This is a genomic window from Levilactobacillus paucivorans, assembly GCF_001437125.1.
Classification (GTDB): domain Bacteria; phylum Bacillota; class Bacilli; order Lactobacillales; family Lactobacillaceae; genus Levilactobacillus; species Levilactobacillus paucivorans.
This window is the reverse complement of record NZ_JQCA01000167.1, coordinates 1-24,573: the sequence shown is the minus strand read 5'-3', so window position 1 is coordinate 24,573 and position 24,573 is coordinate 1. Positions and strand designations below refer to the sequence as shown.

General features: G+C 49.9%; 25 protein-coding genes. 24 read left to right on the top strand and 1 reads right to left on the bottom strand.

Annotated features, from left to right (window positions below):
- The first annotated feature begins 19 nt into the window (after positions 1 to 19).
- Positions 20 to 2,341, top strand: coding sequence for an FtsK/SpoIIIE family DNA translocase (locus tag IV54_RS11325; protein ID WP_057879419.1), 2,322 nt, complete (start codon positions 20 to 22; stop codon positions 2,339 to 2,341).
- 150 nt (positions 2,342 to 2,491) lie between these two features.
- On the opposite strand, the gene IV54_RS11645 is transcribed toward IV54_RS11325, so the two are convergent.
- Positions 2,492 to 2,614 carry a DUF4044 domain-containing protein gene (locus IV54_RS11645; RefSeq protein WP_083488589.1) on the bottom strand — a complete coding sequence of 41 codons (123 nt, stop codon included), beginning with the start codon at positions 2,612 to 2,614 and terminating at the stop codon, positions 2,492 to 2,494.
- 222 nt (positions 2,615 to 2,836) lie between these two features.
- On the opposite strand from IV54_RS11645, the gene IV54_RS11320 reads away from it, so the two are divergent.
- From IV54_RS11320 to IV54_RS11210, 23 genes are all read left to right on the top strand, one after another.
- Positions 2,837 to 3,190, top strand: coding sequence for a DUF3397 family protein (locus IV54_RS11320; protein ID WP_057879418.1), 354 nt, complete (start codon positions 2,837 to 2,839; stop codon positions 3,188 to 3,190).
- Positions 3,191 to 3,392: 202 nt separating this feature from the next.
- On the top strand, positions 3,393 to 3,824 hold the full coding sequence (gene mraZ, locus IV54_RS11315; RefSeq protein ID WP_057879417.1) for a division/cell wall cluster transcriptional repressor MraZ: 432 nt from the start codon (positions 3,393 to 3,395) through the stop codon (positions 3,822 to 3,824).
- Between the two features lie 21 nt (positions 3,825 to 3,845).
- Entirely contained in the window at positions 3,846 to 4,790 is a 945-nt protein-coding gene (rsmH, locus tag IV54_RS11310; RefSeq protein ID WP_057879416.1) for a 16S rRNA (cytosine(1402)-N(4))-methyltransferase RsmH, read from the top strand.
- Between the two features lie 42 nt (positions 4,791 to 4,832).
- The gene (ftsL, locus tag IV54_RS11305; protein ID WP_057879415.1) at positions 4,833 to 5,228 is read left to right on the top strand and encodes a cell division protein FtsL; all 396 of its coding nucleotides are present in this window, start codon (positions 4,833 to 4,835) and stop codon (positions 5,226 to 5,228) included.
- On the top strand, positions 5,228 to 7,390 hold the full coding sequence (locus IV54_RS11300; RefSeq protein ID WP_057879414.1) for a penicillin-binding transpeptidase domain-containing protein: 2,163 nt from the start codon (positions 5,228 to 5,230) through the stop codon (positions 7,388 to 7,390). Before ftsL ends, IV54_RS11300 begins: the two co-directional genes overlap by 1 nt.
- Before the next feature lie 21 nt (positions 7,391 to 7,411).
- Positions 7,412 to 8,383, top strand: a complete 972-nt coding sequence (gene mraY, locus IV54_RS11295; protein ID WP_057879413.1) for a phospho-N-acetylmuramoyl-pentapeptide-transferase — start codon at positions 7,412 to 7,414, stop codon at positions 8,381 to 8,383.
- Between the two features lie 91 nt (positions 8,384 to 8,474).
- A complete protein-coding gene (murD, locus tag IV54_RS11290; protein ID WP_057879412.1) occupies positions 8,475 to 9,854 on the top strand; it encodes a UDP-N-acetylmuramoyl-L-alanine--D-glutamate ligase in 1,380 nt (459 codons plus the stop codon).
- Between the two features lies 1 nt (position 9,855).
- The gene (gene murG / locus IV54_RS11285) at positions 9,856 to 10,950 is read left to right on the top strand and encodes an undecaprenyldiphospho-muramoylpentapeptide beta-N-acetylglucosaminyltransferase (protein WP_057879411.1); all 1,095 of its coding nucleotides are present in this window, start codon (positions 9,856 to 9,858) and stop codon (positions 10,948 to 10,950) included.
- Positions 10,951 to 11,008: 58 nt separating this feature from the next.
- A complete protein-coding gene (locus tag IV54_RS11280) occupies positions 11,009 to 11,866 on the top strand; it encodes a cell division protein FtsQ/DivIB (RefSeq protein ID WP_057879410.1) in 858 nt (285 codons plus the stop codon).
- Positions 11,867 to 12,007: 141 nt separating this feature from the next.
- Positions 12,008 to 13,336 carry a cell division protein FtsA gene (gene ftsA, locus IV54_RS11275; protein WP_057879409.1) on the top strand — a complete coding sequence of 443 codons (1,329 nt, stop codon included), beginning with the start codon at positions 12,008 to 12,010 and terminating at the stop codon, positions 13,334 to 13,336.
- Between the two features lie 24 nt (positions 13,337 to 13,360).
- The gene (gene ftsZ, locus IV54_RS11270) at positions 13,361 to 14,614 is read left to right on the top strand and encodes a cell division protein FtsZ (RefSeq protein WP_057879408.1); all 1,254 of its coding nucleotides are present in this window, start codon (positions 13,361 to 13,363) and stop codon (positions 14,612 to 14,614) included.
- A 35-nt stretch (positions 14,615 to 14,649) separates the two neighbouring features.
- Positions 14,650 to 15,081 (top strand): cell division protein SepF, encoded by a 432-nt coding sequence (locus IV54_RS11265; RefSeq protein WP_057879407.1) that lies wholly within the window; start codon positions 14,650 to 14,652, stop codon positions 15,079 to 15,081.
- Between the two features lie 12 nt (positions 15,082 to 15,093).
- The gene (locus IV54_RS11260; RefSeq protein WP_057879406.1) at positions 15,094 to 15,375 is read left to right on the top strand and encodes a YggT family protein; all 282 of its coding nucleotides are present in this window, start codon (positions 15,094 to 15,096) and stop codon (positions 15,373 to 15,375) included.
- Positions 15,376 to 15,400: 25 nt separating this feature from the next.
- Positions 15,401 to 16,180, top strand: a complete 780-nt coding sequence (locus IV54_RS11255; protein WP_057879405.1) for a YlmH family RNA-binding protein — start codon at positions 15,401 to 15,403, stop codon at positions 16,178 to 16,180.
- 19 nt (positions 16,181 to 16,199) lie between these two features.
- Complete coding sequence (locus tag IV54_RS11250) at positions 16,200 to 16,901, top strand: DivIVA domain-containing protein (RefSeq protein WP_057879404.1); 702 nt, start codon at positions 16,200 to 16,202, stop codon at positions 16,899 to 16,901.
- A 358-nt stretch (positions 16,902 to 17,259) separates the two neighbouring features.
- Positions 17,260 to 20,070, top strand: coding sequence for an isoleucine--tRNA ligase (ileS, locus tag IV54_RS11245; protein ID WP_057879403.1), 2,811 nt, complete (start codon positions 17,260 to 17,262; stop codon positions 20,068 to 20,070).
- 136 nt (positions 20,071 to 20,206) lie between these two features.
- Positions 20,207 to 20,431 carry a cold-shock protein gene (locus tag IV54_RS11240; protein ID WP_057879402.1) on the top strand — a complete coding sequence of 75 codons (225 nt, stop codon included), beginning with the start codon at positions 20,207 to 20,209 and terminating at the stop codon, positions 20,429 to 20,431.
- Position 20,432: 1 nt separating this feature from the next.
- Positions 20,433 to 20,975, top strand: a complete 543-nt coding sequence (locus IV54_RS11235) for an NUDIX hydrolase (protein WP_057879401.1) — start codon at positions 20,433 to 20,435, stop codon at positions 20,973 to 20,975.
- Between the two features lie 9 nt (positions 20,976 to 20,984).
- A complete protein-coding gene (locus IV54_RS11230) occupies positions 20,985 to 21,287 on the top strand; it encodes a hypothetical protein (RefSeq protein ID WP_057879400.1) in 303 nt (100 codons plus the stop codon).
- 27 nt (positions 21,288 to 21,314) lie between these two features.
- Positions 21,315 to 22,007 (top strand): 5'-methylthioadenosine/adenosylhomocysteine nucleosidase, encoded by a 693-nt coding sequence (locus IV54_RS11225; protein WP_057879399.1) that lies wholly within the window; start codon positions 21,315 to 21,317, stop codon positions 22,005 to 22,007.
- Positions 22,008 to 22,104: 97 nt separating this feature from the next.
- A complete protein-coding gene (locus IV54_RS11220; protein ID WP_057879432.1) occupies positions 22,105 to 23,229 on the top strand; it encodes a cysteine desulfurase family protein in 1,125 nt (374 codons plus the stop codon).
- Position 23,230: 1 nt separating this feature from the next.
- Entirely contained in the window at positions 23,231 to 23,575 is a 345-nt protein-coding gene (locus IV54_RS11215) for a DUF1831 domain-containing protein (protein ID WP_057879398.1), read from the top strand.
- A 101-nt stretch (positions 23,576 to 23,676) separates the two neighbouring features.
- The gene (locus IV54_RS11210; RefSeq protein ID WP_057879397.1) at positions 23,677 to 24,042 is read left to right on the top strand and encodes a hypothetical protein; all 366 of its coding nucleotides are present in this window, start codon (positions 23,677 to 23,679) and stop codon (positions 24,040 to 24,042) included.
- The last annotated feature ends 531 nt before the right edge of the window (positions 24,043 to 24,573 follow it).

The following is a 24,573-nucleotide window of genomic DNA, read 5'->3' as shown; positions in this document are numbered from 1 at the left end:
ATTGAAAGGAGGCCGTTCTTTGGCGACCAAACGAAAAACAACGCGCCGCAAGCCTACGAAACGGCGTCCAACTAAACGGCGACGTACCAGTCACCAGCCGTTCCCTTATACGAGTAACGTCATCGGTCTCGTTTTAATCGCGCTGGTGGCCCTGGGGCTCTTTCATCTCGGACTGCTGGGAATCCTTTGTGCCAATTTGGTTCGCTTGTTCCTGGGGGACAGCTACCAATTTGGCCTGGTTGTTCTGGGAGCCTTAGGGGTAGCCTTATTGATTACCGGAACCTGGCCCCACATTCAACGTCACTATCTGTGGGGCGGCGGCCTGGTCTACGCTGGCTGGCTACTGTGGATTACCGCGACGCACTTTGTGGCGGTTAATCAGCATGCCCAGTTTCTCTCAACGATCTGGCACGCCGGTCTGGCTGATCTCTTTACTGGCGGGCTGACGAGTCAGCTCGGTGGTGGGGTGATTGGCGCCCTGGAGTTGAGTATCGTGGCGTGGCTAATTGCGCTAGTCGGCGCTCAGGTTGCCGCTTGGATCATCATGGCAGGCGGGGTTATCGTGTTCTTTCAGATCCCCTTTGCCGACCTACAACGTTGGACCAGTACGGCCTGGGGCTGGCTGTCTAAGGGGATGCATGCCAGTGGTCAAGCCCTTAAGCGTGGGGGTGCGGCGGCTAAGCGGAAGCATCAGGAGCGAGCTGGCAAGCCGCAACCACAGCCGACAGCCATCGTCGAACCCGAGAAGAAGGATTTGCCAGAACCGAAGCCCCAGTCAAAGGAAGAACCGAGCTACCATATCACGGTGGCCAATGACCGACCGACGACTAAACCGCAGACCAAACCGGTCGAGGAGGAGTCAACGCCTGAGGTGGGCCCGGACTTAACCAGTGGGACACCGGTCGATCCGAACTATCAATTACCAACGGCTGACCTGCTAAAACAGGTTCCACCGACTGACCAAACGGATGAGGTCAATGCGATCGATGCCAACACCAAGATTTTAAAACAGACACTCGATAGTTTTGGTGTCGACGCCGAAGTCAAGAACGTTAGTTTAGGGCCGTCGGTAACAGAATACGAACTCCATCCCGCCATTGGGGTGAAGGTCTCGCGGATCGTGAACTTGGCCGATGATTTGGCCCTGGCCTTAGCGGCTAAGGGAATTCGGATTCAGGCCCCAATTCCAGGCAAATCGCTGATTGGGATTGAAGTGCCGAATAAGGAAGTCTCGACTGTCGCCTTTCGTGATGTGGTTGAGGCCCAACCGGCCCATCCCAACAAGCCACTAGAAGTTCCATTAGGACGCAACGTAACCGGTGAAGTGGTCACGATGGACCTTACTAAGATGCCGCACTTACTGATTGCTGGGGCAACGGGGAGTGGGAAGTCCGTGGCCATCAACGGCATTATTACCAGTATGTTGATGAATGCGCGGCCGGACCAAGTGAAATTGATGTTGATTGACCCCAAGAAGGTTGAATTGAGTGTCTACAATGGGATTCCCCACTTGTTGACCCCAGTCGTTTCAGAGCCGAAGAAGGCCGCCCGGGCACTACACAAGGTCGTGGCGGAAATGGAACGGCGTTATGAGCTGTTCTCCCAGTTCGGTCAACGTAAGATTTCCGGGTACAATGCCTTCGTTCGCAAGGCCAATGCTCAGGATGATCAAGCCCGGCCAACGTTGCCGTATATCGTGGTCGTCGTGGACGAACTGGCCGATCTGATGATGACGGTGTCAAATGAAGTCGAAGATGCCATCATCCGACTCGCCCAGATGGGACGAGCAGCCGGGGTTCACATGATCTTGGCGACGCAACGGCCATCTGTCGATGTCATTACCGGATTGATTAAGGCTAATGTGCCATCGCGGATTGCCTTTGCGGTGTCTAGTGGTATTGATTCACGGACGATCCTCGATACCAATGGTGCTGAAAAGCTGTTGGGTCGAGGGGACATGCTCTATCAACCCGTTGATGCCAATTCACCGGTTCGTGTTCAGGGGGCGTTTATCCCCGACGAGGACGTGGCGAATGTTGTGGACTTTATCAAGCAGCAACAGACGGCGGATTACGATGAAGACATGATGGTGACCGATGAGGAACTCAAACAGGAAGAGGCTGGCGACAGTGATGACGATCTGTTTGACGATGCGCTTGCCTTCGTGGTGGATCAACAAAAGGCCAGCACGTCTCTATTGCAACGTCGGTTCCGGATTGGGTACAATCGAGCGGCACGGATCATGGATGATTTAGAGCAGCGCGGGTATATTGGACCTCAGGAGGGGAGCAAGCCCCGCCAGGTCTACAAGCAACCGGATAAACCTGATCCAAATGAATAGAAACTAAAAAATACCGTCATTAGAAATCGGAATAACTTCGATTTTTGATGACGGTATTTTAAGTCTGTGTTAGTTTGTTTGTTAAGTGAGCTTGGTAAATACTGGCATAAAAAAACGCTACCCTGCGAACAAAGGTAGCGACAGATGTGATTAGCCCATCCAGCCGAGGGATGCAATTGCTCCAAAGACTAAGGAGCCGATAGTTGCGATAATCATGATCCAAACGAAAACGTTGGTAATTTTTTGAAGTGTTGATTTCTTTTTCTTTTCCATGCGCGAATAGCCACCTCTTTGCGTCCCAATTTACTCAATTAGTTTACCGTGGGTGGGGGTGAAATGCAACAGTCGCGGCAAAGTTGTCAACGAGTTGTTATAAAAGTGAATTGCAACTGAGGATGGAAATCCCTATAATATAACGAAGAGTTGCCGGTGAGCGCCTGCCTAGGGCAGTGTGTTGGCGCGACAATTAGAACAGAAGTCGTGGGGGGAAGTTGCATGTCGTTTTGGGCATCACCAGCCGGGAAACTGGTCATACTGGTCATTGGCTACATCATTTTTCGTGGGGTGAAACGGTTGCTTGGACACCGTTGGCCGACAGGCTTGAGTGTCTGGGATCTCATGGCACCGCTATTTTTAGTCTGTGCCTTGGCGCTGATCCCACATGGGGCGGGCGTTGTGCTCCCTTGGTTGGTCATTGGGTGGATGGCAATTGGCATCTTGGTCACCATCATTCAGGCCGTTCAGGACCACGAAATTATCTATCCGACATTCTTTAAAACCTTCTGGCGATTAACCGACTTATATTGGTTGCTAGGGTTTATGGTTTGTTTCCTGTTAGCCATTAGCTAATTTTATGCATAAATATAAATAAACTTGACTAAGAACCCAGTTTTTTAGGGTCACGGTAAAGGGCTTTCAGCCACGGTGAACAAGTGTTCGCTGTGGCTTTTTTGGTGCAAGTGGGGAAATTTATAAAAATTCGGAAACGTTGTGGTAGAAAGTGGGGGGGTGTGGTAAACTTGACAATAGTTACAAATAGGGGGTAATGGTCATGTTCATGGGTGAATTCGAACATTCAATTGATGCCAAGGGCAGACTTATTATCCCCGCTAAATTTCGAGATCAACTTGGGGAACAATTCGTGGTTACCCGGGGGATGGATGGTTGTTTATTCGGCTATCCAATGACCGAATGGTCGGCGTTACAAGAGAAATTGAAAGCCTTGCCAGTAAACCGTAAGGATGCCCGGGCTTTTGTCCGGTTCTTCTACTCCGCGGCGACTGAATGTGAGCTCGACAAGCAGGGCCGAATTAACTTACCAAAATCGTTACGAGACCATGCCGCATTGGCTAAACAATGTGTCATCGTGGGTGTGGCTAATCGTTTTGAAATTTGGAGTCAGGAACGGTGGGAAACTTTCTCTGCTGCTGCCGAAGAAGACTTCGATGATATCGCCGAAAATCTAATTGATTTCGGCATGTAGCTAAAGGAGAGGAGAGTGTTTATGGAAGACTTTCATCATGTAACGGTACTGCTCAAGGAAGCGGTGGCTGGTTTAGCCATTAAGCCAACGGGAATCTATGTTGACTGCACTCTCGGCGGAGGCGGTCATAGCCAACGCATTCTGGAACAGCTGACGACAGGTCATTTATACGCGTTCGATCAGGACCAGACCGCAATTACATACAATCAAGAACGCCTTAAAAAATATCTCGACAGTGGAAATTTAACGTTTATTAAGAGCAATTTCCGCGACATTAAGACCGAGTTAAATGCTCGGGGTGTGACCGAAGTCGATGGCATTCTCTATGACTTAGGGGTTTCCTCACCACAGTTTGACGAGGCCGACCGTGGTTTCAGCTACCAGCATGATGCGCCACTGGATATGCGCATGGATCAGAGTGCAGAACTCACCGCTTGGATCGTGGTTAACGAATGGAAGTTCAACGACCTGATGCGGATCTTCCACCGATATGGTGAAGAGAAGTTTGCCAAGCCGATTGCCAGAGCTATTGAACGGCATCGAGCAGAGGCCCCAATCGACACGACTGGGCAGTTGGTCAACATCATCAAGGAAGGGATTCCCGCGGCGGCACGTCGTCACGGGGGCCATCCCGCCAAGAAGGTCTTCCAGGCCATCCGAATCGCCGTCAACGACGAATTAGGGGCCTTGGAAGATTCACTCGAACAAGCTGTCGGCTTGCTGGCGCTTCATGGTCGCATCAGTGCCATTACCTTCCAGTCGCTTGAAGACCGGTTGGTGAAGACCATGTTTCGCGAACAGTCCTCATTGCCAGAACTCCCCCACGGAATTCCGGTAATTCCCGACAATTTGCAGCCAGATTACAAGTTGGTTAACCGCAAGCCGATCTTACCTTCTGAGGAAGAATTGGCGGCTAACCATCGTGCCCACAGTGCAAAATTACGAATTTTAGAAAAAATTAAGTAGTTTATATAATCACTAAATATTGACATAGGAAGATGATCAATTATGGCGCAAAATAACTTAGCCGAAGCGGTTCCTCTCACAGCGGAACCCCAACAACGCCCCAACATAGAACAACCTCAACGCCAGGCTCAACCCGTCAGCGATCCTACACCGTCGGGCAAGCGCCTGCCATTCTCCAAATTTGAAAAGTGTTTAATGACCGTTTGTGGCCTGGTTTTGGCCTTACTAATGGTAAGTGTTGTGTCCACTAAAATCGCGATGTCCAATACCGTTCACGACCTTCAAAGTATCAATAATTCTGTCACGACGTATCAAAATCGCAATACCAACGCGCAACAAGAAATAAATGAGTTGCAGAGTCGTAGCCGGCTTGATAAAATTGCCAAAAAGCAGGGCTTGACCTTGGAAAATGACAGAATAAGGAATGTTAACAAATAATGAATGATTCTCAAAAGCGACAAATGACAAATAAGCATCCACGCAGGAATCGGAAGAGTTTCGGTATTTTTCTTTTTTGGCTGTTTCTTGGTGTGCTTATCTTGATCGTTGGTCGCTTTTCGTATATCTCCATTGGAAAAAAGGTTCAAAACGTAAACCTCAGTACCTCAGCCCAGAAGCTCTATACAGCTAATGAAACGCTGAAGGCTAGACGGGGAACGATATACGATGCCAACGGGCAAGCGATCGCCGAGGATACCAGTGTCTACTCACTTTACGTGGTGCTCGATAAACGACAGAAGAGTGTCGATGGTCAGAAGCTCTACGTGACCAATAAGGAAAAAGTAGCTGACGTGCTTGCCAAGTATCTACCGATTAGCCGGAAGAAAGCTTTGGCAACCTTGAATCCGAGTTCTGGTCATCCGTTCCAAGTTGAATTTGGGACGGCGGGTCAAAATATTTCGTTGACAACCAAACAAAAAATTCAGGCCGAACATCTCAGTGGGGTGAACTTCATTCAACAGGAGTCGCGTCTATATCCCAATGGGGTCTTTGCCTCTCATCTGATTGGTTTGGCTCAGGCGCAGACAAATAAAGCCGGTCAAACGACACTCACGGGGTCAATGGGCCTGGAACAAGCTTTCAATAAAGAATTAACGGGAACAAATGGGTCTCAGAAAATTAAAAAAGATATGTACGGTTATCAGTTGCCAGGAACTAAGCAAAAGGCTAAGAAAGCCAAGAATGGGGACAACGTCTATACGACACTGGATACCCGTTTACAGACGCTACTGGAAACTGAGATGAGTCAGGTTCAGGGCCAGGTCAAGGCCAACTCGATGAATGCCGTGCTTATGAACGCCAACACCGGGGCTATTTTAGCTGCGACTCAGCGACCAACGTTTAACGCGACGACTAAGAAAGGGCTCGACAAGGTCTGGCGGAACACGTTGGTTCAAGATGCTTATGAACCCGGATCAACCATGAAGATCTTCACACTGGCGTCATCGATCGACAGTGGAAATTACAACGGCAATGCCACGTATCAATCTGGTAAGTACACCATTGGTAATCAAGTGGTGCCTGACTGGAATACGGCTGGCTGGGGGACGATCACCTACAACAAGGGGTTCGCTGTCTCCAGTAACGTGGCCATGGCCCATTTGGAACAACAGATGGGTCACAAGACATGGAAGAAGTACATCGACCGATTCCACTTCCTGAAGAGTACCAAGTCAGGATTGCCAGGTGAATTGACCGGGAGTATTGCCTTTCAACGGCCAATTGAACAGGCCGATACCGCGTTTGGTCAAGGGATTCAGGTCACGGTCTTCCAGATGATGCAGGCCCTTAGTGCCGTCAGCAATGATGGCCAGATGATGAAGCCTTACGTGATTAGTAAGGTCGTCGATCCCAATACCAACAAGACGGTCAAGGCTTACGGGCCACAGGCCGTGTCCAATCCCATTTCCGCGTCGACGGCGAAGTCCGTTCGAAAGCACATGGAAGATGTCGTTTATAAGAAGTATGGTATCGGAGCTGACTACAAGATGAGTGGGGAACGAGTCGCCGTCAAGACGGGGACTGCCCAGGTCAGTTCTGGGAAGTCTGGTTATCTCTCCGGGGATGACAATTACCTGTACTCCGTAGCGGCCATGGTGCCCGCGAGTCATCCAAAGTACGTCATGTATATCACGATGAAACAACCGCATCTGGGAAGCAAAACGGCAACTCAGCTATTGGCTTCCATCATGAAACCTGTGATGGCCCGGGCCTTACAAGAGGATACCGAGACCACCAATACGAAAGTAAACAAGATGCCATCGGTTACCGGACAATCGGTAGCGAGCGCCAACCAGGCCCTAACCAAGGCTGGAGCGACCGTCACAACCCTAGGCACCGGACAAAAAGTTCAAAAACAGTCAGTAACGGCTGGAACCACGTTATACCGGGATCAACGGGTCTTCATCAGTACGGGTGGCACCGTCGCTCTGCCAAGTTTGACCGGCTGGTCGAAGGGTGATGTGGTAAAATTAGCACAGATTGAAGGCTTAAAGCTGAACGTGACTGGCGACGGGTACGTCACCAAGCAGAGTATTAAGGCCGGCACCACGGTGGGGTCTGGCGCCACGTTAGCGGTCACTTTACGCCAAAATAAATGAGAATGAGGATTGATTGGAACAATGATGACTATTTTGTTACCCCTGGTGGGTAGTTTTCTAATTACCGTGGCATTTATGCCCGCTTTAATTCGTTACTTCCGTGCCCGACATGAAGGCCAAATGATTCGTGAAGAGGGCCCGAGTTGGCACGAAAAGAAGTCCGGGACGCCAACCATGGGTGGGTTGCTCTACATGATTGCGATTGTGGTCATGACCTTGGCAACGAGCTGGATAGTCCAGCCGCACCACGTCTTACCAACCACGTGGATTTTGTTATTTATCCTCGTGTTGTATGGGGGCTTAGGAGCCTGGGATGACAGCATCAAGTTGTTCCATCACCAAAATGAAGGACTCAAGGCTTGGCAGAAAATGCTCGGCCAAATTGTTGGGGCCCTCATTTTGTTCTGGGTTTACACCCATGAACAGTTACCAATGGCGCTCCATGTGCCCGGATTCGGGGATTGGACGATGAGCGGTTGGTATGCGCTCTTTATTATTGTGTGGTTGGTTGGCTTCTCCAATGCGGTGAACCTCTCCGATGGCCTAGATGGCTTGGTGAGTGGGCTGGCCAGCATTGCTTTTGCGGCCTATGGGGTCGTGGCCTTCCAACAACATCAATTAAACATTGCGATTTTTTGTTTCGCCGTAGTCGGCGGTCTTCTCGGTTTTCTCATCTTTAATCACAAACCAGCTAAGATATTTATGGGAGATACGGGATCTTTGGCTTTAGGCGGAGCCTTAGCGGCAGTTGCCATCCTGTTACACCACGAATTATCTCTGTTGTGGATCGGGTTGGTCTTTGTGATTGAGACGGCGAGTGTTATTTTGCAAGTGGCCTCATTCAAACTAACGGGTAAGCGGATTTTCCTCATGAGTCCCATTCATCATCACTTCGAAATGTTGGGGTGGAGCGAATGGAAGATTGATTTTACTTTCTGGGGAATCGGATTAGTTACCGCAGTTAGTGGTGTTTGGGTCATGTTAGCAAACTAACGACTGAAGACTAATGGGCTAGCTTGCTCGTTAGAGTCAAGCTAGCTTTTTTATATCAGGTATAAGAAAGAAATGGAGAGCGAACGGAGTTATGAAGCAGATTAAGCGATATGAGGGTAAGAAGGTCTTGGTTCTGGGACTCGCAAAGAGTGGAACCAATGCCGCTAAATTACTGAAACGGTTGGGTGCCGAGGTCACGGTAAGCGATGTTCAGCCATTAGACCAGAATAAAGACGCCCAGGAGCTCGAACAAGCAGGGTTTAAGGTCATCTTAGGGTCACAGGCTCCGGAACTCTTAGACGCCGGCTACGACCTTATGGTGAAGAATCCTGGTATCTCTTACGATGTGCCCATCGTCAAGAAAGCCTTAGCGCTCAAGCTGCCGATTATTACCGAAATGGAACTGACGGGTGAAGTGGCAGATGCTGAGCTGGTCGCGGTGACCGGGAGTAACGGGAAAACCACGACGACCACGATGATTCAAAAAATGTTGGATCATGATCGGCAGGCCGGTCATGCGCGCTATGCCGGTAACATCGGGGTACCAGCTAGCATGGTGGCTCAAGAATTGACACCTGAGGATACGTTGGTTCTTGAAGTCTCCAGCTTCATGTTGGTAGGGACGACCGAATTTCACCCGCATATCGCCGTTTTGACGAACATCTTCTCCAATCACTTGGATTACCACAAGACGCGAGCCAACTACGTCGCTGCCAAAATGAAGATTACAGCCAACCAAACGGCCGACGATTACTTCGTGGTCAACTTTGATAATCCAGAATGGCGGGAATTAAGTACCCATTCAGCCGCCAAGGTGGTGCTGTTCACGCGGCAAGATCAGTCTGAGGATGGGGCTTACGAACGCGAGGGTGTTTTGTATTTCCGTGGTGAAGAGATCATGGCCGCGGCTGACATCAAGGTTCCCGGCGATCATAACGTCGAGAATGCCTTGGCAGCCATCGCGGTTGCCAAGATTAAGGGAGTCAGCACGGCCGCTATCGTCAGTGTACTCAAGAGCTTCGGTGGCGTTCGTCATCGGACCCAGTTCGTGTTAGAGGCCGAGGGTCGGCAGTATTACAACGATTCCAAGGCAACCGACATGGAAGCGACTGAGATGGCCTTGAAGGGCTTCAAGGCCCCCGTGGTGCTCTTAGCTGGTGGCCTCGATCGCGGCTATACCTTTGAGAAAATGGTGCCATCCTTCAAGGACCACGTGAAGGCGATTATCCTCTTTGGCCAGACGGCTAAATTACTGGAAGACACAGCTAAACAGGCGGGAATTCCAACGATTCGCTTAACCGAGAACGTTGAAACGGCCGTCCCATTGGCCTATGAACTTAGCGAACCGGGAGATATTGTCTTACTCTCACCGGCGAACGCAAGCTGGGATCAATACCCGAACTTCGAGGTTCGGGGGGACCGGTTTATCAAAGCCGTTGAACAGTTGACGGGTAAGCAGGAGGAAAAATAACATGCGATTAATTGTATCTGGTGGGGGGACCGGGGGTCATATCTACCCGGCACTCGCCCTAATCAAAGCCTTAAAGAAGCGTGACCCTGATGCAGAGGTCCTCTACGTGGGGTCCGAACGGGGACTGGAAAGTTCCATCGTGCCGGCCAAGGGAATTCCCTTCAAGTCGACGAAGATTCAAGGGTTTAAACGCTCACTTTCATTTGAAAACTTCAAGACGGTTTATCTGTTCTTGAAGAGTGTTCACGAGACCAAGAAGATGATTCGGGAATTCAAGCCCGACGTTGTGGTTGGGACCGGGGGTTACGTTTCCGGTGCCGTGGTCTATGCCGCCAGTCGTCTACATATTCCCACGATGATTCATGAACAAAACAGTGTGGTTGGGATTACCAACCGTTTTCTGAGCCGTTACGTCGACCGGATCGCCTATGTCTTTGACGCGGCCGTCGATCAGTTACCAGCCAATAAGATGGTCAAAACCGGGAATCCCCGGGCTCAGGAAGCTGCGGAAGTGGTTAGTCACTTCAGTTGGTCGGAATACCATTTGCAGGATAATCGGCCAACCTTATTAATCTTCGGGGGCTCTCAAGGGGCTTTGAAGATTAACGCCGCGACGGTGGCAGCCATTCCAGCCTTCAATCAACGCGATTACCAAGTGGTCTTCGTTACGGGGCAGAAGCGTTATGATGGCGTCATGGACCAGTTAAAAGAGGTAAAGCTTAATGACAACGTCGTCGTGAAGCCTTACATTCCAAACATGCCAGAAGTTTTGCCCAAGGTGGCGGCCATTGTTGGCCGGGCCGGGGCAACTAGCCTGGCTGAAATTACGGCGGATGGGATTCCTTCAATTCTGATTCCTAGTCCGTATGTTACCGCGGACCACCAAACCAAGAACGCCCAGTCCTTGGTTAACGTGGGAGCCGCTGAAATCATCAAGGAAGCTGATTTGACCGGGGAAAACCTGGTGACCAAGGCCGATCAATTGATGAATGATGATGCCCTGCGCCAGGATATGGCCCAGGCATCCAAGCAGTTGGGCGTACCAGATGCTGCTGACCGCGTCTTGGATGTGGTGTTAGCCCTCAAGCGCAATTAGCTAGTTCAAGCGCAATTAGCTAGTCAATCTTATTTCATGAAGCGGGAGGTGACCAGCCATGAAGTTTCGCCTTAACCGGCATGATGAAAAGCAGCAACAGTCGTTGACCCCGTGGGAAGATTACCAGCGTCAGGCGGCCGCCAAGAAGAAACAGCGCCGGACGCCGAACTGGATTCACCAGGCCAAGCGCATTGGCGATAAATTACCACGGTTAAAACATCAACGGAATCGCAAGTTAGTTCGGCGATTGACCATTCTCCTGACCAGCTTCACGGCGGTCATCTTGGTTATGATTTACCTCCTCTGTCCACTAAGTCACTTTCAAAAAGTGACGGTTACTGGTGCACATGCACTGACGGCCAGAGAGGTCGAGGATGCCGTTCAGGTTCGTTCCGGCGCCTCCATCTATTCGCTATTCGGACACACGGCGTCATTTGAACGTCAGGCTCCGAAACGAAATTCACGAATCAAACAAGCTAAAATTACCTTTCGCCAACCCAATCATGTGACGATCGCCATCGTCGAATACGACACGGCGGGCTACGTGATGCGGGGAAGCAAGTACGATGAGATCCTCGAAAACGGCGTGGTGAGCGAACAATCTGTCTCCCAGCCGAAGAGTGGTACCCCGGTTTACAGCAAGTTCAAGCAGGCGAAAACCTTGCATCGGATGATCCTGCAGTATGCGCGTCTAGATGCCGAAATTAAACGCAGCATCAGTGAAATTCAGGCGGCACCCACGAAGGACAATCCGAACCGGGTCCATTTATTCATGAATGATGGGAATGAAGTCTACGCAAGTATCCCGACTTTCGCGAAAAAAATGGCGTACTATCCAGGGATTGCGGCGAAGATGAAACAAAAAGGTGTTGTCAATTTGGAAGTCGGGGCGTACTCATATCCCTTCAAGAAATAATTCATTTTGATTGCAGTGACGAAAAAGCGTCAATAAGGCTTTTTCAACCCCTAGTAAATGTGGTAAACTGAAAAATAATTAGGGGAAAAAGCGAATTCATGCAGTGTTGATAGTAGATTAACTTAGGAGGTTCCTTTTTCTATGGATAATTCAGGGATGTACGTTGGTCTCGATATAGGAACCACCTCAATAAAAGTCATTGTTGCTGAGAATGTTAAAGGGCAAATGAACGTTATTGGTGTGGGAAATGAACGTTCGAATGGTGTCAGTCGCGGCGTTATCGTCGATATTGACAAGGCTGCTGAAGCAATTCAGCGGGCCATTCGACAAGCCGAAGAGAAGGCCAGCATCGAGATTCATGATGTGATTGTGGGAATTCCCGCAAATATGTTAAAAATTGAACCATGTAGCGGGATGATCGCCATTGACGATCAATCTCGGGAGATCACCGGTCGGGATGTTCGGAGTGTGGCGGGGGCCGCACTCATTCAGAGCTTGCCACCGGAACGTGAAGTGGTTGAAGTCCTTGCCGACGAGTTCGTGGTCGACGGCTTCGATGGCATCAAGGATCCTCGTGGGATGGTTGGGGTTCGTCTCGAACTCCACGGCACCCTGTTTACGGGACCTAAGACGATTATGCACAATACCCGTAAAGCAGTCGAACAGGCTGGCTTGCACGTCCGGGGCACCGTGATTAATCCAATGGCCCAGGGCATGATGGTTATGAACGACGGCGAACAAGACTTTGGGACCGTCCTGATTGATTTGGGCGGGGGCCAGGCAACTGCCGCTGTTATTCATGATCACCAATTGAAGTACATTGACGTTGACCAAGAAGGCGGGCAATTCATCACCAAGGATATCTCCGTGGTCTTGAATACCTCGATCGACAGTGCCGAGAAGTTGAAGCGTGACTACGGTTATGCCGATTCAAGTCAGGCTAGCGATGAAGACGAGTTCCCGGTCGACGTCGTGGGTCAGAGTCAACCGACGCCAATTTCTGAGAAGTATTTGGCGGAGATTATCGAAGCTCGGTTGGACCAAGTCTTCCAGCGGTTACGCACGAACCTGGACAAGGTTCAGGCGCTAGAATTACCTGGTGGGATTATTCTGACCGGTGGGGTTGCCGCACTGCCTGGGATTACCGATTTAGCTACGGCTGAATTTGGCACCAACGTGCGGGTTTACATCCCATACCAAATGGGATTGCGTCACCCATCATTTACCTTAGCTTTGGCATTAGTGAAATACTTTGGGGGTCTCAGTGAGATTGACTTACTTATTAAGAGTGCTTTAACTGGCTCGACCCAACTCGCTGACGAGACCGATGAGATTCGGCAACGTGAGGCTGTGGAAGATGCAGCCAACGACGTTTCGACCCAATCGGCACCGCGTCCAAAGGCAAAACCAAAAGTGAAGAAAAAGAGGGGCGAAGGGTTCCGGAAGTTCTTCAGTGACTTCTTCGACTAACGCGAGATGGAGGAAAAGATAAATATGGAATACTCACTAGATTCTGCTCAAAATCATGGCGCTAACATTAAAGTTATCGGGGTCGGTGGCGGTGGTAACAACGCCGTTAACCGAATGATCACCGAAGATGTTAAAGGTGTCGAATTTATCGTTGCTAACACTGACGTTCAGGCTTTGGAAGCTTCCAAGGCTGAAACGAAAATCCAACTCGGGCCGAAATTAACCAAGGGTCTGGGTGCCGGCGCCAACCCCGAAGTTGGGGCCAAGGCTGCCGAAGAAAGTGAAGAACAGATCACGGAAGCCCTTCAAGGCGCCGACATGGTCTTCGTCACTGCCGGAATGGGTGGGGGTACCGGTAACGGGGCCGCCCCAATCGTGGCTAAGATTGCCAAGGACAGCGGGGCCTTAACGGTCGGCGTTGTGACACGGCCATTTAGCTTCGAGGGTCCTCGTCGTGCCCGTTTTGCGGCCGAAGGGGTCGCAGCCATGAAGGAAAACGTCGATACGTTGATCATCCTGGCTAACAACCGGCTGTTAGAGATTGTCGACAAGAAGACGCCAATGATGGAAGCCTTCCAAGAAGCCGACAACGTCTTACGTCAAGGGGTTCAAGGGATTTCTGACTTGATCACGAGTCCTGGCTATGTGAACTTGGACTTTGCCGATGTGAAGACGGTTATGAAAGATCAAGGGTCTGCCTTAATGGGTATCGGTTCCGCTAGTGGCGAAAACCGCACGGAAGATGCCACTAAGAAGGCCATCTCGTCACCATTGCTGGAAGTTTCCATCGACGGTGCCGAACAAGTTCTGTTGAACATCACGGGTGGTCCCGACCTGTCTCTGTTTGAAGCCCAAGCGGCTTCACAGATCGTGTCGGATGCCGCTACCAGTGACGTGAACATCATCTTCGGGACGTCAATTGACGAAGAACTCGGCGATGAGGTTCGGGTTACCGTGATTGCTACTGGGATTGACAAGAAGCGTGAGGAACGCGAAGCTTCTCACAGTCGGGTTGCCCGTCGCAGCGAACAGAAGGGGTCTAGCGACCAACAGAGTCAACCAACCAAAGAAAATGAACAAGATCCATTCGGTAACTGGGACATTCGTGAACCAGCCCACCGTCCAGAACCTAAGAGTTCTACCCAGGGTCATGATGAATTTGCTGGGGTCGACAAGCCCGACTTCAACATCTTCAATCCAAGCTCTGACGATGCCAACAATGATGATGGCAATCGGGGAGAAGACACGCCGCCATTCTTCAAGCGTCGGCGGAAGTAGTCAGTAAAAATTCGTTGTGAGAGGAGTGGCCAACCATGGCGGAAAAGTTTAGTCTCAGTAAGTTTTTCGGAATGGACGATGATTATGACGAAGACTATCAGGAATCGACAACTCCCGTAGTTAAGCCGAAACCAACTGCCCAAACACGGCCGGTCGATAGTCGAAAGGTGGTCGCTATGCGGTCTGCAAAACCTAATTCGAGTCATATTGCGATCTGCGAGCCACGAATTTATTCCGATGCCAAGTCGATTGCTAAGCAACTCACAGCTGGCGACGCGGTTATCGTAAATTTTGCAAGGGTGGATGAAGCCCAAGCACAGCGGATCGTTGACTTTCTAAACGGGACTGCCTATGCCGTCGGTGGCGAAATTAAGCGCGTGGGAGAACAGATCTTTCTGTGCACCCCACATAATTTCGAAGTCAGTGGCGATGTAGCAGCTAACCTTGGAAATCAGTTCAAACCATAAAGGAGCGATGTTGTGCTGTCGATCGTAAGCTTGATTTTTACGGCGTTAGACTGGCTGGTGCGGGCGTACATACTCCTAATCGTGGTGTATGCGCTTCTCAGTTGGTTGCCTGGTGCTTACCAATCTAAATTGGGCCAGGTCATTACACGCCTAGTAGAACCATTTCTAAGCTACTTCAACTTCGCGTCGGTGGGACCCTTGGGCTTCGGTCCAGTGGTGGGGATCATCGTGTTAACCTTGGTTCAATACGGGTTACGTGCGGTTGAAATCATGTTATTCAGAATGATGTTATAAGCTCATTAAGTGAGGAGGGGAAGCTGTGGATGAGAATATAACGCAACACTTTCGGCCGGATGAGGCGCCGTTCATTGACGCCATTGGCGAATGGCTACAGCAAGTTGCGGACGAGTATCGCCCGGTTCTCACCCATTTCTTGAATCCTCGTCAGGTGTACATTGCCACCACCTTAGCCCGCCGAGCGGATGTTAAGGTTCAGTTTCGCGGTGGCCATGAGCATGCAGAGATGCGACGGGCCCTGTTCTTTCCCGACTATTTCGAACCCACTGAGGCCGACTTCGAGTTGCGCCTGCTGCTGGTCGATTACCCGGTCAAGTTCGCCACGCTGCATCACAGTCAGATTCTAGGAACCTTGTTAGGTGCCGGAATCGAACGTGAAATTCTTGGCGACATCTTAACGGATGGTCAAGTCTGGCAAGTGGTGACGGAGAAGTCCATGATGGATTATCTCGTGGGTCAGGTGGATCACATTGGTCGGGTGAAAGCACGACTGACGCTGGCTGACTTTAACGAGTTGATTGCGCCACTGAACGAGTGGGAGTCCGAATCAGCAACGCTGTCCTCCTTACGGTTGGACAACATTGTTGGCACCGGATTCCACCTCTCCCGTCATCGGGCGAAGGAACTGATTGAGGCGGACCACGTTCGGGTTAACTGGACGGAAACGACTAAACCAGATTATGAGCTCGATGTTGCAGACATCGTGTCCGTCCGGGGTTTTGGTCGGGTGCGTTTGGATGAAGTTGCCGGGAAAACCAAGAAAGAAAAGATTCGGGTCACCCTAGCGGTGCTGAAGAAATAGATGCGGAGGGAACAATAAGATGGTATTAAGTCCATTAGACATTCATAATAAAGAATTCGGTACGAAGATGCGTGGTTACAACGTTGATGAGGTCAATGATTTCTTGGATCAGATCATCAAGGATTACCAAATTACGTTGAATCACAACAAGGAATTAGAGGAACAACTCGACTCTGCCAATGGCAAACTCAAGTACTTTAACGACTTGAAAGATTCCTTGAATCAATCCATTCTGGTTGCGCAGGAGGCCGCCGACAAGGTTAAGGCCAACTCACAAAAAGAATCCGAGATTATTATTCGCGAAGCTCAGAAGCAAAGCTCCGACATCGTTTCAGAAGCAACCAACAAGGGTAATCAAATCATGATGGAGGCCTCTAAGCGTGCTAAGAAGTTAGCCGTGGAGACCGATGACTTGAAGAAGAGCACCCGGGTCTTCCGTCAACGTCTTCAAGTGATGCTGGAAAGTCAGTTGGAAGTTGTAAAGTCCAACGACTGGGACAGCTTACTTAAGGAAGGGTCCATGTCGAGCTACGAAGAGATCAAGAAGGTCGTCGGTGATCGACTTGACAATGGGGCAGCTCAGGGCGTAAACTCAACTGCACCGCAAGCAACGGAAGAAGCTCCCGTTCAGGAAGCCCCCGTTACCGATACGGACACTGATCAAGGGGAAACTGTTGTGATTTTCCCAGATAACGATCAGGAACATTACGACCAAAAGTAAATAAAAAATGACAGAGAAATAAGCAGTCTAAACAGATGGTTTTAGCGAGTCGACGATGGTGAGAGGTCGACACCCGCTCTTTTAGACGGTATCATTCTCCAAGTTCCGTGGCTGAACCTTGAGTAAGCGACGGCGGTTTGCCCCGATACGGCACGCTGAGGGAAGGCAACGGTGGTTGTCTTCTGAAATTTGGGTGGTACCACGAACGATCTCGTCCCTTTGGGCAGGGTCGTTTTTTGTTTGTCATGAAAGTTTGCGTGTCACGGTAAGAGGTTGACCGGTGAGCTGAGGCCAGGGACTGGCTTGAGCTCACCGGTTCACCAACCGTGAGAAATGATTTAAAGGAGGAAATGACGGTATGCGAGTGAAAGACACGTTGAACCTGGGTAAAACCAAGTTTAAAATGCGCGGTAATTTACCAGTCAAAGAAGTTGACCGGCAAAAAGCCTGGGCCGAAAACAAGATTTATGAAGCCCGCCAGAAATTAAACGAGGGGAAGCCAACGTTTATTCTGCACGATGGCCCACCATACGCCAATGGTCCAATCCATATGGGCCATGCCATGAACAAGATTTCCAAGGATATCATTGTTCGTTACAAGTCAATGAGTGGTTTCCGGGCCCCTTACGTTCCCGGTTGGGATACCCATGGTTTACCAATTGAACAACAGTTGACGAAGGCCGGTTACGACCGGAAGAAGATGTCAACTGCCGAATTCCGTGACCTTTGTCGCGAATACGCCTTGAAGCAAGTTGACTTACAACGCGATGGTTTCAAGCGTTTAGGGGTGGCTGCCGAATGGGACAATCCATACTTGACGTTGAATCCAGAATTCGAAGCCGCTGAAGTGCGGGTCTTCGGTGAATTTGCCAAGCGCGGCCTGATTTACAAGGGTAAGAAGCCCGTGTACTGGTCATGGTCATCCGAATCTGCCATGGCTGAGGCCGAAGTGGAATACCACGACGTGACGTCACCTTCCGCCTTTTATGGGGAAAAGGTTGTCGACGGTAAAGGCGTCTTAGATGACGATACTTACCTCGTCGTTTGGACCACGACGCCGTGGACGATTCCTGGTTCCGAAGGGATCACCATCGATGCCGGTATCGAATATGCGGTGGTTCAACCCGCTGGGGAAGACCGCAAGTTCGTTCTGGCTAGTGATCTGGTTGCTGAAAATGCCGAACGCTTTGGTTGGGAAGACGTCAAGGTCTTGAAGACCGTCATGGGGCAAGACATGGACAACATCATTGCCCAACACCCATTCATCACCGACCGTAAGTTGGTTGTGATGTTAGGAGACTTCGTGACGACTGATTCTGGGACTGGTTTGGTTCATACGGCCCCAGGCTTAGGGGAAGATGACTTTAACGTGGGTAAGCTCTACAACTTACCTGTGCTCGTTCCCGTTAACGACCAAGGATACATGACCGCTGAAGCCGGTGAGGACTTTGATGGGGTCTTCTACGAAGATGCCAATCAGATTGCCCTCGACAAGCTGAAGGAGAACAACGCCTTACTGAAGTACATGCCTTACGAACACAGTTACCCATTTGACTGGCGGACGAAGAAGCCCGTCATCTTCCGGGCAACGCCACAGTGGTTCGCTTCCGTGGACAAGATTCGTGATGAAATCTTGGACAGCTTAAAGGATGTTAGCTTCCAACCTGATTGGGGTAAGCGTCGTTTGGAAAACATGATCAAGGACCGTGGCGACTGGGTTATCTCCCGTCAACGGGTCTGGGGTGTGCCACTGCCAATCTTCTACGGTGAAGATGGCGAAGCGATCATCACACCAGAAACGGTCAACCATGTGGCAGATCTCTTTGGCAAGTACGGCTCGAACATCTGGTTCAAGCGTGACGCCAAGGATCTCCTGCCAGAAGGCTTCACGAGTGAACACTCACCAAATGGTGAATTCACCAAGGAAACCGACATCATGGACGTCTGGTTCGACTCTGGTTCCTCACACCAAGGGGTGCTGGCCGAACGTGACTACCTCAAATTCCCAGCCGATCTGTACCTGGAAGGTTCCGATCAATACCGTGGTTGGTTCAACTCCAGTCTGATTGCCAGTGTTGCCGCGACCGGCAAGGCACCATACAAGCAGGTCGTTTCCCAAGGATTCACCTTGGACAAGGATGGCCACAAGATGTCCAAGTCGATCGGGAACACGATCGCACCGGATGAAATCATCAAGAAGATGGGGGCCGACATCGTTCGTCTCTGGGTAACCTCCGTGGATACCTCAGCCGACGTTCGGGTCTCAACGGAATCCTTCGTGAAAATTTCCGACAGCTACAAGAAGTTGCGGAACACGATGCGTTACCTGTTGGCCAACACCAGTGACTTTGATCCTGAAACGAACGGCGTGGCTTTCGACCCATTGACGGCCGTTGACCGCCACATGTTATACCGGTTGAACGCCTTCACGAAGAGCGTGCGTGACCACTACGAAAGTTATGACTTCTTGAACATTTACAAGGAACTCATCAACTTTGTTGTCAGTGATCTGTCCGCCTTCTACCTCGACTTCGCCAAAGATATCCTGTATATCGAAGCCGAAGACAGTGCCGCTCGTCGCTCAATGCAGACGGTCTTCTACCAGATTGCTGTGACCTTAACCAAGTTGATCACGCCAATCCTGCCACACACGGCCGAAGAAATCTGGGGTTTCTTAAAGGAACCCGAAGAATTCGTTCAGTTAGCCGAAATGCCAGTCGTGATGGATATGGACGATGCCAACGAAATCAAGGCCGATGGCGTTTCTGCCTGGGATACCTTCATGACGTTGCGGAGTCATGTATTGAAGGCTTTGGAAGAAGCCCGTGATGCCAAGTTGATCGGGAAGGCTGCTGAAGCCCACTTGGATCTTTACATCGATGATGAGACGCAAAACACGTTGGACAAGTTAAACATTAATGTTCAACAAATCCTGCTGGTTTCTGGTTTAGATGTTGCCAAGTTGGATCAAGCCCCAGCCGACGCTTTAACCTTCGACCACATGGCCGTCAAGGTGACCGCCGCTGCTGGCGAGGTCTGTGACCGTTGTCGTCTGACCAAGGAAGATGTTGGCAGTGATCCAGATTACCCACACTTCTGTGCCCGTTGTGCCGCGATCGTTCGGGCTAACTACCCTGAAACGGCAACTGAAGGTTTTGAAGAAAAATAAGCGTTAAATTTTTGAACTCCTCGTTTCGACCTTGGTCGAGATGGGGAGCTTTTTTGGATCGCGGCTGGGCAAGAACCATTGTTTGCGGTGGGGCGGGCAAGCGAGTATAATTTGTGCTATGTATGGGAGGGATACCATGTTAACCGGAAAAGTAAAGAGTTATAGTGAACAACGCGGCTTTGGCTTCATTACCACGCCTGCCGATGGTGACGTCTTTGTTTATTACACGGCAATTATTGGTGAAGGCTTCCGTAAATTGGAAGCGGGCCAGACCGTTCAATTTGTCATCGTCCAAGGGAGTCGTGGCCCACAAGCAGCCAAAGTGACCCCCGTGGTTACGGGGAGCGCTGAGGAGGCTTAACATGGACTTAGAAGAACACGTTGAATCCACCGAGGACTTGTATGACGGTGTGATCGTGAAGCTAGAACGGCAACAGGTTCGCCTGCCAAATGGTGATATGGCGACCAGAGAAATTGTTCGTCATGCAGGTGCCGTGGGTATTCTGGCCCTGACAGCGGACAACGAAATGATTTTAGAACGGCAATGGCGGGCACCGATTGCGGCAGCCACCTTGGAAATCCCGGCAGGAAAACTCGATAGCCGAGATGCCGATAACGTGGAACACGCGGTCATGCGCGAACTTAACGAAGAGATCCGTTATCAACCGGGTCATCTGGAAAAGATCACTGGCTTTTATTCCAGTGTGGGCTTTTCTGATGAATACATGACCCTCTTTTTAGCGACTGATCTTAAGCCCGTCTCGACCGAATTGCCCCGGGACCAAGGGGAAAACTTGGAACTGTTGACCGTATCGAAGGATGAAGCCCAGGCCATGGTGGCTAGTGGCGAAATCAACGATGCCAAAACAATTACGGCCATTTACTACTGGCTGTTACAAAAGTAGGTGACAGTAGTGCCTTCAAATGACTGGCAAGACCCTGATGACCGTCCGAAAACGCGGGCGGACTACCGTCGAGAACAAGAACAAGCTGAGAAGGACTTTCAGGAACGGGATCGCAAGCGGGTTCAGGTCGAGCGAGACTACGCGCGGCAGCATGGCAACCCTAGTGATGACGACCCGGAAGAACCGGATATGGCCCAGCGCGTCAAACCGGTCGACACCAAACAGAAACGCTTGGGTCGACGCTTGAACTGGGCAATTTTTTGGCTCGTTCTGTTAATTTTGGCGGTTTATGGGATTTTATTCTTTTTGTAAACTAGATTAAGGAGTGGAGAACACCACATGACATTCGGAATTATTTGCGCCATGGAAGAAGAAATTAAGGAACTACACGAGGCTTTGACAGATGCCAAAACAACCGACATTCACGGCTTAGAATTCTATGAAGGCCAGATTAGCGGCCAATCCGTGGTCTTGGTGCGTTCTGGGATTGGTAAAGTCGAGGCCGGTTTAACGACAGCCTTACTGATTACCCAATTCAACGTTGACCTCGTGATCAATTCTGGTTCGGCTGGGGCCTTGGCTCCCGACTTAAATATTGGGGACGTGGTGGTTTCCACCGAAACGGCTTATCATGATGCCGATGCCCGGGCTTTTGGCTATGAATATGGGCAATTACCCCAACAACCAGCGCGGTTTGAAGCGTCGAAAGAATGGGGCGAAAAGATCGTGGCGGCCGCGGCCGATACGGGCTTGAAGACCAAGTTGGGGCTGATCGTTTCCGGTGACCAATTCTTAAACAGTCCCGAGACGATTAAGGCCATCATGGGTCACTTCCCAGACGCCTTATCCGGTGAAATGGAAGGTGCCGCAGTGGGCCAAGTGGCTCACCAATTTGACGTTCCTTACGTCGTTGTGCGGGCCATGTCCGACAACGCCGACAATGATTCCGGTGTTAACTTTGATGATTTTATTATTGATGCGGGCCACCGTTCCGCACAGATGTTACTGGCCTTGTTAGCTGCACAGAACTAACCGGGTCCTTCAGGAGGTTTTTAGGGTGCAAGAGATTCACATTGATAACAGTAATGCCGTCCGGGAAATCTACCTGGACAACGCCGCCACCACACCGATGGCGCCGGAGGTTTTAAATGAAATGGTTGATAAGATGGCGAATGTTTACGGGAACGCGTCGACGTTGTACGGTTTAGGTCGGCAGGCGCACACCGTGATGGAAAACAGTCGTCAGGTCATTGCCAACAGCATCAACGCTGCCAGTGATGAAGAGATCATCTTCACCAGTGGTGGGAGTGAGAGTGACAACACCGCTGTGACGCAAACGGCCATTGCCCGTCAGAGCTTGGGAAAGCACATCATCACCACGGCTATCGAACACGAGGCCATTTTGAAGCCCCTCCATGCGTTGGAGGAACAAGGCTTTGACGTGACCTATCTGCCCGTCGATGAGCACGGTCGGATCAGTCTGGATGACTTCAAGGCTGCCCTGCGTGATGACACGATCCTCGTGACCATCATGATGGGAAACAATGAGGTCGGCAGTCGGATGCCAATTCATGAGATTGGTGAGGTCTTAAAGGACCACCAAGCCTGGTTCCATACCGATGCCGTCCAGGCCTATGGGTCACTGGACATCGACGTGCAACGCGATCATATCGATCTATTGTCAACGTCAGCGCACAAGATTAATGGACCAAAGATGATTGGCTTCCTCTACAAGCGTGAAGGGATTAACTTCCCTAGCCTGATCAAGGGTGGGGACCAAGAAGAGAAGCGGCGGGCCGGTACCGAGAACGTTCCAGCGATTGCCGGAATGGCTACGGCGGCCAAGTTGTTAACGGCTGACGTTAAGGCCGAGAAGCGGGCCCGTTTCCATGGGTTTAAGGAACAGGTCGTGGCGGGATTAACCGCCAATGGCGTGGACTTTGCCGTTAACGGATCACTCGAAGGCGAGAACCTGGAACATGTCCTAAACATTTGGATTAAGGGCATCTCCACTTACGTCATGCAGACCAACTTGGACTTGGCTGGGATTGCCGTTTCTGGCGGCTCAGCCTGCACGGCCGGTTCTATCGAACCCTCACACGTGTTGACCGCCATGTTTGGGGCGGACAGCCCACGTATTGCTGAATCTATTCGGTTATCCTTTGGATCACAAACGACGAGTGCGGACATTGACGCCTTCGTCGAAAACGTCAGTGCCATCGTCAAGCGACTTTCAAAAAACGAGGTGAAGTAACATGTTATTTAAGAAAGAAATGCAAGTTGATGGGGATACGGATGTCTACGAATTACATCCTAACATCAAGGCCTACGCCTTAAAGGATGTGGGCTTCCAAGTTTCTAACGCGGGTAACTACACGTTGGAACGGTCGGTCGATCCAACCTCACCCTACAACAAGAATCAAATGCTTAAGGTCGTTGTCTCAAAGGACCTGACTGGGTTCAAGATGTCGACAACCAATGCTTCTGGCAATGCACGGGTTAACATTTTCAAAGGCAGCCATGCCGAGGGTAACGTTGAGCAGTATCACTTCATTATCCAGAACTTGTTGGATCGTGAAATTTTACAAAAAAAGGCGTAAATTCATATACACCCGCATAAATTAGTCAAAAACTTTAAGGGATCGTTTAGGCCATCCGATATCTATGAGATAAAAAGTTATTAATATAGAAGAGTGGGTGTATGATGAAAAAAGCTGTCACGATTGTCTTAAAAATATCAGCCTCAACAATAATCATTTATTTAGGCCTATGGTACTTTATAAACGCAGACGCAGAATTATATACGGTTCAAGCAGTTGATCGGTCATATATTTGGTTTGATATACTCCTGTGGTTAGAAGTCGTGTTGATGGCCCTTATATTAATTAACTTGTGGTTAGGCTTTCACGTATCTAAGAAAATAGCAAATTGGTGTGTGATAATCTCATTTATTGTGTCTATTTTGATTCTTTTAACGGCACAGGCGCTGGGATCTTTGATTCCATTGATATTGCTTTTGGCGTTAATTGTTTGGATTCTCAACTTCAAATTAAAAGAATGGCATTAGTCATGAGCAATCGTAAGTTACGAGCAGTGCCAGTTAGCCTTAAATGATCGAAATTCAGCAAATCTTTGCTTCGGTAAGGTGTTCAGTCAAGCGATGGGTCATAGGTTAACGGCATAAAATAACTAATTATTGATCAGATTAATTAATAGACAAGGAACCACTCGTTACGACGGGTGGCTTTTTGGTTTAACGCATTAAACTGTGAATATGCAGATGTATGTCGGAAACCTTGTCTGAAAAAAGCAAGCACCTAATAACTGAACGTCTATGATTGGCGGCAGATCCACGATATGATAAGTCACAAAGTATATTAAGAACACTGACTGTGTCTTTAGTTTTGAAATTCATTAAATTAATATCTGTAACCCGAAGTAGATCTCTAGTAAACTGGTCTTGGGACATATCACTTATTCTCGCTTTCTGCTGATTTTGGTCGATTGGTGCAGGCACAACAGTGATGTGCCCCTTTTTATTATACCTCGATTTAAAATTGAAGTGCAACACCTGCTCTACTAGACCAGTTCTTTATTC

Coding starts and splice junctions, on each gene's coding strand:
- ftsL (WP_057879415.1), top strand. CDS start 4,833: ATGGCGCAAAATAACTTAGCCGAAGCGGTTCCTCTCACAGCGGAACCC.
- IV54_RS11280 (WP_057879410.1), top strand. CDS start 11,009: ATGAAGTTTCGCCTTAACCGGCATGATGAAAAGCAGCAACAGTCGTTG.
- IV54_RS11215 (WP_057879398.1), top strand. CDS start 23,231: ATGTTATTTAAGAAAGAAATGCAAGTTGATGGGGATACGGATGTCTAC.
- ftsZ (WP_057879408.1), top strand. CDS start 13,361: ATGGAATACTCACTAGATTCTGCTCAAAATCATGGCGCTAACATTAAA.
- mraY (WP_057879413.1), top strand. CDS start 7,412: ATGATGACTATTTTGTTACCCCTGGTGGGTAGTTTTCTAATTACCGTG.
- IV54_RS11210 (WP_057879397.1), top strand. CDS start 23,677: ATGATGAAAAAAGCTGTCACGATTGTCTTAAAAATATCAGCCTCAACA.
- murG (WP_057879411.1), top strand. CDS start 9,856: ATGCGATTAATTGTATCTGGTGGGGGGACCGGGGGTCATATCTACCCG.
- IV54_RS11645 (WP_083488589.1), bottom strand. CDS start 2,614: ATGGAAAAGAAAAAGAAATCAACACTTCAAAAAATTACCAACGTTTTC.
- IV54_RS11265 (WP_057879407.1), top strand. CDS start 14,650: ATGGCGGAAAAGTTTAGTCTCAGTAAGTTTTTCGGAATGGACGATGAT.
- ftsA (WP_057879409.1), top strand. CDS start 12,008: ATGGATAATTCAGGGATGTACGTTGGTCTCGATATAGGAACCACCTCA.
- ileS (WP_057879403.1), top strand. CDS start 17,260: ATGCGAGTGAAAGACACGTTGAACCTGGGTAAAACCAAGTTTAAAATG.
- IV54_RS11225 (WP_057879399.1), top strand. CDS start 21,315: ATGACATTCGGAATTATTTGCGCCATGGAAGAAGAAATTAAGGAACTA.
- rsmH (WP_057879416.1), top strand. CDS start 3,846: ATGGAAGACTTTCATCATGTAACGGTACTGCTCAAGGAAGCGGTGGCT.
- IV54_RS11240 (WP_057879402.1), top strand. CDS start 20,207: ATGTTAACCGGAAAAGTAAAGAGTTATAGTGAACAACGCGGCTTTGGC.
- IV54_RS11220 (WP_057879432.1), top strand. CDS start 22,105: ATGGCGCCGGAGGTTTTAAATGAAATGGTTGATAAGATGGCGAATGTT.
- murD (WP_057879412.1), top strand. CDS start 8,475: ATGAAGCAGATTAAGCGATATGAGGGTAAGAAGGTCTTGGTTCTGGGA.
- IV54_RS11250 (WP_057879404.1), top strand. CDS start 16,200: ATGGTATTAAGTCCATTAGACATTCATAATAAAGAATTCGGTACGAAG.
- IV54_RS11300 (WP_057879414.1), top strand. CDS start 5,228: ATGAATGATTCTCAAAAGCGACAAATGACAAATAAGCATCCACGCAGG.
- IV54_RS11235 (WP_057879401.1), top strand. CDS start 20,433: ATGGACTTAGAAGAACACGTTGAATCCACCGAGGACTTGTATGACGGT.
- IV54_RS11320 (WP_057879418.1), top strand. CDS start 2,837: ATGTCGTTTTGGGCATCACCAGCCGGGAAACTGGTCATACTGGTCATT.
- mraZ (WP_057879417.1), top strand. CDS start 3,393: ATGTTCATGGGTGAATTCGAACATTCAATTGATGCCAAGGGCAGACTT.